This window comes from Mesorhizobium sp. M1E.F.Ca.ET.063.01.1.1, from assembly GCF_003998155.1.
Lineage (GTDB): Bacteria > Pseudomonadota > Alphaproteobacteria > Rhizobiales > Rhizobiaceae > Mesorhizobium.
The window spans coordinates 1-5,851 of sequence record NZ_RZSC01000358.1; the positions used below are offsets into that span (position 1 = coordinate 1).

The window sequence follows — 5,851 nt, forward strand, 5'->3', positions numbered from 1 at the left end:
GACGAGAAGAATCCCGGCGGCGTCATCGTCACGGTGGCGATCGCCGATGTCGCCGCCTATGTCCGCTACGGCACGCCGCTCGACCGCGAGGCGCTGAAGCGCGGCAACTCGGTCTATTTTCCGGACCGCGTCGTGCCGATGCTGCCCGAGCGCATCTCCAACGATCTCTGCTCGCTGCGCGAAGGCGAGGATCGCCCCGCGATTGCCGTTCGTATGACCTTCTCGGCGGAAGGCCGCAAGCTTAGGCACTCCTTCCACCGCATCATGATGAAGTCGGCGGCCAAGCTTGCCTACCCGCAGGCGCAAGCAGCGATCGACGGCGCGCCCGACAAGAAGACACGGCCGATCCTCGACAACGTTCTGAAGCCCCTGTGGGATGCCTATGCCGTGCTGAAGCGCGGCCGCGACGCGCGCCAGCCGCTGGAGCTCGAGCTGCCGGAACGCAAGATCCTGCTCAAGCCAGACGGCACCGTCGACCGGGTCATCGTCCCGGAGCGCCTCGATGCCCACAAGCTGATCGAGGAGTTCATGATCCAGGCCAATGTCGCGGCCGCCGAGACGCTGGAAGGCAAGAAAGAGTCTCTCGTCTACCGCATTCACGACGCGCCTTCGCTTGCCAAGCAGGAATCGCTGCGCGAATTCCTGGCGACGCTTAGCCTGTCGCTGGCGCGGGGCGCACAGATGCGGCCAAGCCAGTTCAACGGCATTCTGGAGCGCGTGCGTGGCGCCGACAACGAGGCGCTGGTCAACGAGGTGGTGCTGCGCTCGCAGAGCCAGGCCGAATACTCGCCGAAGAATATCGGCCATTTCGGCCTCAACCTGAAACGATACGCCCACTTCACCTCGCCGATCCGCCGCTATGCCGATCTGATCGTGCATCGCGGCCTGATCGCAGCGCTTGGCCTTGGACCTGGTGGCCTGACGCAGCCCGAAGCCGACCGGCTGGAAGAGGTGGCCGCGCTGATCTCGGCCACGGAACGCCGCGCCATGGCTGCCGAGCGCGATACCGTGGACCGACTGATCGCCGCCTACCTCGCCGAGCGCATCAACGACACCTTCGACGCGCGTATCTCCGGCGTCACCAAGGCGGGACTCTTTGTCCAATTGCCGCAGTACGGCGCGGATGGTTTCATCCCGGTGTCAAGTTTGGACGGCGACTACTATATCTACGACGAAACCGCTCGATCGCTGTTCGGAGAACGCACCGGCAAGGGCTACCAGCTTGCCGACCGCGTCGAGGTTCGGCTGCTCGAAGTCGCGCCGATGGCCGGCGCCATGCGTTTCGAGATGCTGACCGACACGAAGCCGCTGCCAGGCTCGCGACGGTCGTTTCACAAAGCCAAGGGCCGCGCCCGCGCGTCACAATCGCGCTTCGGGCCGCGCGGCAGGAGAAGATGATGCCGAAGGGACTTGGTGTGGAAGAGCAGGTTTTCGGCGGTGAGCATCATTCAGGCCGCGTCGCGCGTCCGCTGTGGACGGCAATCAAGCGCGGTCTGCTCGGCCGCTGCCCGCATTGCGGCGAAGGCAAGCTGTTCTATGCCTTCACCAAGTCCGTCGACAAATGCAGCGTCTGCGGCGAGGAGCTCCATCACCATCGCGCCGACGACCTTCCTGCCTATCTGGTGATCGTCATCGTCGGCCACATCGTGGTTGGCGCCTTCATGGGTGTGGAGGCGACCTCGACGCTCACGCTGTGGCAGCACGCGCTGATCTGGGTGCCGCTGACCTTTGGTCTGGCCGTCGCGCTGCTGCAGCCGGTCAAGGGCGCCGTCATCGGTCTGCAATGGGCACTCTATATGCACGGCTTCAGCGGTGAGAAGGACGAGCTTGAGCCGCACTCCTAGGCTTGGAGCGGCAAGTTTGTTTCTACGCAATTCCCGACGGAAAACCGCTGAGCTCTTTTCCAGGGGTTGCCACAGCAGCGACTTTTCGTCCGGGGCTGGTGCAAAGATCCGAACCCGCAAGCCACTTTCGCATTCGAGAAGTTTCCGCTAGGTCGGGCGCATGGAAGGAATGACCAAGGCGGATGTCGATAAACTCGATAAAGGCTTGGCCGTGCACGGCGGCCGGCCGCTTCGTCCGCGCGATGCCGCAACCTTGATCCTGCTCAATCGGAGCGGCGGCGACGTTCTGGTGCTGATGGGCCGGCGCCATGCCCGGCACGCCTTCATGCCCGGGAAGTTCGTCTTCCCCGGCGGCCGCACAGACCCTGCCGACAGCCGCATTCCGGTGGCCGCCCCGCTGCACGCCAAGGAAGAGGCGAGGCTTGCCAGCGGTCCGGGACGCGCGAGCGCTGCGCGGGCGCGCGCCATCGCCTTGTCGGCAATCCGCGAGACTTACGAGGAAGCCGGCCTGCTGATCGGCCGCAAGGGCCCGTTCGCGACCGCCAAGCGCGACTGGCAGGGTTTCGTCGAACACGGCGTGACGCCATCGCTTGACGTCCTGCGCTTCATCGCCCGCGCCATCACCCCACCCAACCGCGTGCGCCGCTTCGACACGCGCTTCTTCAGCGCCTGGCGCGATGACGTCGCCGTGGAATTGCCGGAGGGCGGTCCGACCAACGAGTTGGAAGAACTCGTCTGGCTGCCGCTTGCCGAGGCCCGCAAGGCCGACATTCCCGACATTACCCGTACGATCCTGGAAGAACTGGAAAAGCGGCTCGCCCACGATCCCTTGCTGCGTCCGGGCGGTGCCGTGCCGTTCTTCCGGCTCGTCCGAAACCGCTTCGTCCGCGAAGTCCTTTAGAAGCAGAGCATCCATATCCCATGACGGTCGATACCCAGCAACAGGGCGACGAACGCGTACACTGGCTGCCGATGATCGCGGCAATCTCCTCGATCAGCGTGGTCGGCATCGCCATCGGCCTCGGCATGCCGCTGCTCAGCGTCATCCTGGAGACGCGCGGTCACTCGGCCTCGATGATCGGCCTCAACACTGCGGTCGCCGGCCTCGCCTCCATCGCCGGCGCCCCGCTCGCCACGCCCCTTGCCGTGCGGCTCGGCGTCGCATGGACGATACTTTTGATGATTGCCGCCGGCGCGCTTGCCTTTGTCGGCTTCCATTTCGCGCCGGACTTCTGGATGTGGTTTCCGCTCCGTGTCGCGCTGCATATCTCGCTGACGGTGCTGTTCATCCTTTCGGAATTCTGGATCAGCACCTCCGCGCCGCCGCATCGCCGCGGCCTGGTGCTCGGCATCTACGCCACGGTGCTGTCGCTCGGCTTCGCCGCCGGTCCCTGGCTGTTCGCCCATCTGGGCTCGAGCGGCTTCCTGCCTTTCGGCGTCACCATCGGGCTGGTGACGCTCGCCGCCATTCCGGTGCTTGCGGCCCGCAACGAGAGCCCGGCGATCGTCGCCGACGGCGAAACCAGCCACTTCCTGCGCTATGTCTGGATGGTGCCGACCGCGACCTTCGCCGTGCTGGTGTTCGGCGCCGTCGAGACCGGCGGCTTCTCGCTGTTCCCGGTTTATGGCAGCCGTATCGGCTATTCGGAGGCCGACGCGGCGCTGTTGCTCACCATGATCGGCCTCGGCAACGTGCTCTTGCAGATTCCGATCGGCATGATCAGCGACCGCGTCTCCGACCGCCGCCACTTGCTTCTGGCCTGCGCCACGGTCGGGCTCGCCGGCACCGCCTTCATGCCGCTCTTCGCCCAGAACTGGCACCTGATGGCGGCGCTGCTGTTCGTCTGGGGCGGCGTGGTCGCCGCCATGTACACGATCGGGCTTGCCCATCTCGGCTCGCAGCTATCCGGTCATGAGCTCGCCTCCGCCAATGCCGCCTTCGTGCTCTGCTATGGCGTCGGCATGGTGATCGGCCCGCAAGCGATCGGCATCGGCATGGACGCCTTCGGCCCTTCGGGCTTCGGCTGGTCGCTCGCGGTGTTCTTTGCCGCCTACATGCTCCTGGTCTGCGTCAGGCTGGTGCGGAAGATTCTCTAGCCGGAAATGTCGCCAAGGCGCGGGCAATCCTGACATCACCGTGTCAGCAGCACCCCTGCTATACCCTCGCTCGAACGGACGAAGAGCAAGGAGAGATCAGATGATTGACAGCGGCTTTGAGACCAAATCCCTCAGGATGGAACTGCTTCTGCTCGTCACTTTCCAGGCGCCGGCGGCCGATGTCGAACGCATCATGGAGGCGGTCGTGGCGATCACGCCGCTGCGCATGGGCAAATATGACGGCAATGCCTATCAGTCGGCGCAAGGCATCGAGCGCTACCGGACGCTCGAAGGGGCTGCCGCGAGCGCCGAAATCGAGTTGCGCCGGCGGCCGGGCACCGTCGAGGTGTCGTTCGAACTGCCCGATGACCAGGCGCTTGCCGCTCGTGTCGTCGAGGCCATCTACCAGGCGCACAGCTATGAGGAACCGGTGATCCGCCTGCAGCCCCTGCTTGCCAGCCGTTCGAAAGGGCTCGACGATCGCGCCAATCCCAACCGCTGGTGGAACACGACGGGGGATTGGAAACAGTCTGCCTCGCCGGTCCGGGAGAGCGCCTGAAGCACCGCCAGCCTGCCGCCGGCCCCATTCGCCGTTACCGGCGGCAGGCGCATTGGGCCTCGCGAAGCCCGCTCGGGCTTGACTTTCCGGGCGCGTTCTTTATGTGTCGCGCCAAGTTTCCCGCGTCCGGGTGTTTTCCCCGTGCTCCAGCGGCCAAAACTCCACGAACATTAACGGACGAACATCATGGCCAAAGCCGCAAACATCAAGATCAAGCTTCTGTCGACCGCCGACACCGGTTTCTTCTACGTGACCAGCAAGAACAGCCGCACCAAGACGGACAAGCTGTCGTTCCGCAAGTACGACCCGGTCGCCAAGAAGCACGTCGAATTCAAGGAAACCAAGATTAAGTAATCTGGTTATCCCGAAATGCCGAAACGCCGCCCCCTCGGGCGGCGTTTTTGTTTTCGGCGGACGGATCCGCAAGCAGGAACGAGCACCGCTGTCTGCAGCGGGCCTTGACATCATGTCTTGGAAAAAAGGGGGCCGGTCGGCGGTTGGCAGCGGTACGAGGAGGCCACTATGTGCCAGCGCCGGCCGGCCGACCCCACGGACCCAGGAGATGCGGCGGACCTGAGCATCATGGGGTATTTTTCGGATCGAGCCGGGCAGTCTACCCTCGTGCCGGCTTCGTCTTCGGTCTATGCGAAGCAGATTTGCTCAAGAACGTATGAAAATCAACCATTTCTTAACCACGGCTCGCGAATCGCTTGGATTAAGGTAAATTCGTAACCTGTCGGATGGCCGGGTATTGACGGCTGCTACAACGCATGCTGCTCAAAAGTGCGCGGCGGTTTGAGAAATCGCCTAAATCCGTTTCAGCGTGACGCGCTTCAGGCAGCCTTGGCGACAACCCGGTTGCGGCCGCCGCTCTTGGCCTCGTAGAGGGCAAGGTCGGCGCGCTTCATCAGTGACGCGACCGTATCGGCTCCCTTCAGCACCGACGACACGCCGACGCTGACCGTCACTTCGATGGTCTTGCCATCCGCCCCGATCGCGAACGGCACCTGCGCGATCTCGGCGCGGATGCGTTCGGCCACCTTCTCGGCAACGGCGCCTTCGGTGTCCGGCATGACCACGACGAACTCCTCGCCGCCAAACCGGCAGGCAAGGTCGATGCCGCGCACGTTCTTGCGCAGCCGCCTGGCGAACTCGCGCAGCACGTCGTCGCCCCCGTCATGGCCATGGGCGTCGTTGATGGACTTGAAGCGGTCGAGATCGGTGATCATCACCGACAGCGGCCGGCGGCGCGCCACGGCGCGGTCGAACAGCGTCTCGAGATGGCTGTCGAGATAGCGGCGGTTATGCAGTCCGGTCAATCCGTCGGTCACTGCCATCTCGATGGTCTGGG

General features: G+C 64.4%; 7 protein-coding genes. 6 read left to right on the forward strand and 1 reads right to left on the reverse strand.

Features of this window, described 5'->3' with window-relative positions:
• The 6 genes from EOA29_RS22360 to rpmG form a co-directional block, all read left to right on the forward strand.
• On the forward strand, window positions 1-1,398 hold a 1,398-nt coding region (locus tag EOA29_RS22360), incomplete at its 5' end, for a VacB/RNase II family 3'-5' exoribonuclease (protein ID WP_127221560.1).
• Window positions 1,398-1,844, forward strand: coding sequence for a DUF983 domain-containing protein (locus tag EOA29_RS22365; RefSeq protein ID WP_126093495.1), 447 nt, complete (start codon window positions 1,398-1,400; stop codon window positions 1,842-1,844). The genes EOA29_RS22360 and EOA29_RS22365, both read left to right, overlap by 1 nt.
• A gap of 160 nt (window positions 1,845-2,004) precedes the next feature.
• Window positions 2,005-2,745: an NUDIX hydrolase gene (locus EOA29_RS22370; RefSeq protein WP_126093494.1), complete on the forward strand. Its 741-nt coding sequence runs from the start codon at window positions 2,005-2,007 to the stop codon at window positions 2,743-2,745.
• A 20-nt stretch (window positions 2,746-2,765) separates the two neighbouring features.
• A complete protein-coding gene (locus tag EOA29_RS22375; RefSeq protein ID WP_126093493.1) occupies window positions 2,766-3,941 on the forward strand; it encodes an MFS transporter in 1,176 nt (391 codons plus the stop codon).
• 100 nt (window positions 3,942-4,041) lie between these two features.
• Entirely contained in the window at window positions 4,042-4,500 is a 459-nt protein-coding gene (locus tag EOA29_RS22380) for a hypothetical protein (RefSeq protein ID WP_126093492.1), read from the forward strand.
• 186 nt (window positions 4,501-4,686) lie between these two features.
• A complete protein-coding gene (rpmG, locus tag EOA29_RS22385; protein ID WP_006201775.1) occupies window positions 4,687-4,854 on the forward strand; it encodes a 50S ribosomal protein L33 in 168 nt (55 codons plus the stop codon).
• A gap of 479 nt (window positions 4,855-5,333) precedes the next feature.
• On the opposite strand, the gene EOA29_RS22395 is transcribed toward rpmG, so the two are convergent.
• On the reverse strand, window positions 5,334-5,851 hold a 518-nt coding region (locus EOA29_RS22395), incomplete at its 5' end, for a diguanylate cyclase (protein WP_127221562.1).

Coding starts and splice junctions, on each gene's coding strand:
- rpmG (WP_006201775.1), top strand. CDS start 4,687: ATGGCCAAAGCCGCAAACATCAAGATCAAGCTTCTGTCGACCGCCGAC.
- EOA29_RS22365 (WP_126093495.1), top strand. CDS start 1,398: ATGCCGAAGGGACTTGGTGTGGAAGAGCAGGTTTTCGGCGGTGAGCAT.
- EOA29_RS22380 (WP_126093492.1), top strand. CDS start 4,042: ATGATTGACAGCGGCTTTGAGACCAAATCCCTCAGGATGGAACTGCTT.
- EOA29_RS22375 (WP_126093493.1), top strand. CDS start 2,766: ATGACGGTCGATACCCAGCAACAGGGCGACGAACGCGTACACTGGCTG.
- EOA29_RS22370 (WP_126093494.1), top strand. CDS start 2,005: ATGGAAGGAATGACCAAGGCGGATGTCGATAAACTCGATAAAGGCTTG.